This is a genomic window from Nitrosomonas sp. (assembly GCF_020852615.1).
GTDB lineage: Bacteria > Pseudomonadota > Gammaproteobacteria > Burkholderiales > Nitrosomonadaceae > Nitrosomonas.
The window spans coordinates 1-2,651 of sequence record NZ_JADZAJ010000042.1 but is presented as its reverse complement, the minus strand read 5'-3'; the positions used below and the strand labels follow the sequence as shown (position 1 = coordinate 2,651).

The 2,651-nt window shown below is 54.3% G+C and carries 2 protein-coding genes; both read left to right on the top strand.

What is annotated here, in order from left to right:
• A partial coding sequence (locus tag IT527_RS09690) for a glycine--tRNA ligase subunit alpha (protein ID WP_292968448.1) occupies positions 1 to 461 on the top strand: 461 nt, incomplete at its 5' end.
• Positions 458 to 2,608, top strand: coding sequence for a glycine--tRNA ligase subunit beta (gene glyS, locus IT527_RS09685; protein ID WP_292968445.1), 2,151 nt, complete (start codon positions 458 to 460; stop codon positions 2,606 to 2,608). The genes IT527_RS09690 and glyS, both read left to right, overlap by 4 nt.
• Positions 2,609 to 2,651: the final 43 nt, after the last annotated feature.

The following is a 2,651-nucleotide window of genomic DNA, read 5'->3' as shown; positions in this document are numbered from 1 at the left end:
CAGCCACAGGTGAAATTACCTACGGGCTGGAACGATTGGCTATGTACCTGCAAGGGGTAGAGAATGTATACGACCTGACCTGGACGGACGGGTTGACCTATGGCGATGTCTATCACCAGAACGAAGTGGAGCAATCCACCTATAACTTCGAGCATAGCGATACCGAATTTCTGCTGTTGTCCTTTGGCAAGCTGGAAGCACAGGCCAACCAGCTGATCGACGCGCAACTGGCCTTGCCTGCTTACGAACAGGTATTGAAAGCAGCGCATACCTTCAATCTACTGGATGCACGCGGCGCGATCTCCGTAACTGAACGTGCAGCGTATATCGGCCGTATCCGCAATCTGTCGCGCAGGGTGGCGCAAGCCTACTACGATAGCCGCTTGCGTCTGCAGCCGCCGTTTCCGCTGGCACCACGCGAGTGGGTTGACCAGGTTCTGAATCAGACGGAGACCGCTTGATGAATGATAATCTGCTGGTTGAACTGCTGACTGAGGAACTGCCTCCCAAATCACTCGATAAACTGGGTAATGCCTTCGCGGCTTCCGTGGTTGAGAGTCTGAGAAATCAGCATCTCGCCACACCGGATACCACGCTGACGGTATTTGCCTCGCCACGCCGGCTGGCTTTGTATTTGACTGCCATTACCAACCAGGCGCCGGATCAGGCCGTGACGCTCAAGCTGATGCCGGTTGCCATCGGGTTGGATGAACAGGGGCAGCCGACCGCCGCCTTGCGCAAGAAACTGGCGGCGCTGGGCGTAGAAAATATTTCCGTCACGGCACTTAAGCGGGTGCAGGATGGCAAGGCGGAAATGCTTCTGCTGGAGCAGAGCGTGACTGGTGTTTTGCTGGCTACAGGATTGCAAAAAGCGGTGGATGAGGCTGTCCGGCAGTTGCCGGTGCCCAAGGTTATGACATATCAGCTGGCTGATGGCTGGGAGAATGTGCATTTCGTGCGGCCGGTACATGGACTGATTGCCTTGCATGGATCGCGTATCGTGCCCATCAGGGCGTTTGGATTTGCTGCCGGCAACATGACCCGGGGACATCGTTTTGAAGCAAAACAGGATGTGCTGGTGATTGATCATGCTGATCACTATGCATTGTTGCTGGAAACGGAAGGTGCCGTCATTCCGGGTTTTGACCGCCGTCGCAACCGGATCAGGGAAGGGTTGGAAGCCGCTGCCCGTGCAGCACAACTGCAGTGTCTGGATGATGCCGCCTTGCTGGATGAAGTAACTGCTCTGGTGGAGCAACCCAATATCCTGATGGGCACCTTCCCGACAGATTTTCTGGAAGTGCCGCAGGAATGCCTGATTTCGACCATGAAAATTAACCAGAAGTATTTTCCTTTACTTGATCAGGCAGGGCGGTTGACCAACCGGTTTCTGATTGTCTCCAATAGCACGCCGTCTGATCCTTCGCAGATTATTGCAGGTAACGAGCGGGTGATTCGTTCAAGGTTGGCGGATGCAAAATTCTTCTTCGATCATGATCGCAAGCGGACGCTGGCGGATCGGCTGCCCGAGCTGGACAAGGTGATTTACCACCATCAGCTTGGTTCGCAGGGATTGCGTACCCGCTATGTGCGGGCTCTCGCGCGCATGATCGCACGGCTACTGGGGGATGAAGCGTTATCTGTACAGGCGGATCAGGCAGCGTTGCTGGCCAAGACTGATCTGCTTACCGATATGGTGGGAGAATTTCCCGAGTTGCAAGGCATCATGGGGCGCTACTACGCACAGTTCGAGGGAATAGATGAAACCATTGCGTTTGCTATCGAAGATCACTACAAGCCGCGCTTTGCCGGAGATGTCTTGCCGCGCAGCCAGGCTGGAGTATGTGTGGCGCTGGCCGACAAACTAGAAACACTGATAAGCCTGTTCAGCATCGGCCAGCTACCAACAGGTGACAAGGATCCTTATGCATTGCGCCGTCACGCACTGGGCATCATTCGTATCCTCATTGAAAAAAATCTGCCAATCGGGCTGGATGAATTGATTGTGGGTGCCGCGCGTGTACTGGGGGATTCATCCGTCGTGGGCGAACAGGGAACAGAAGCACATCATGCCCGGCCAGTCACGCCGGAACTCACAACACAATTGCTGGATTTCTTTTTTGATCGACTCGCCAGCAATCTGCGCGATCAGGGGTATACCGCCCAGGAAGTGGAAGCCGTTCTGTATCTGCGCCCTTCTTTGTTGTGTGAAATTCCTAGGAGACTGGCTGCGGTGCGTGCATTTGCCGCCTTGCCGGAAGCGGCCAGCCTGGCAGCTGCCAACAAGCGCGTAGGCAATATTCTCAAAAAATCTGAATTTGATGCTGCCGCCGGTATTGATGAAACCTGTTTGCAGGCGCCGGCCGAAATTACCCTGTATCAGGCTTTGTCCGGGATCGATTCGGATGCCAGGCAGGCGTTTGACAAGGGTGATTACGTGACAGCACTGCAAATTCTGGCTGCATTGAAAACGCCGGTTGACGCATTTTTTGATCAGGTGATGGTGAATGACGAACACGAGGTATTGCGGCGCAATCGTCTGGCACTGCTGGCTGCTTTGCAGGCAACAATGAATCGCGTTGCGGATATTTCCAGACTGGCTGCCTGAACATTCCATAAATGAAGCTGATTATTCTCGACCAGAACGGTGT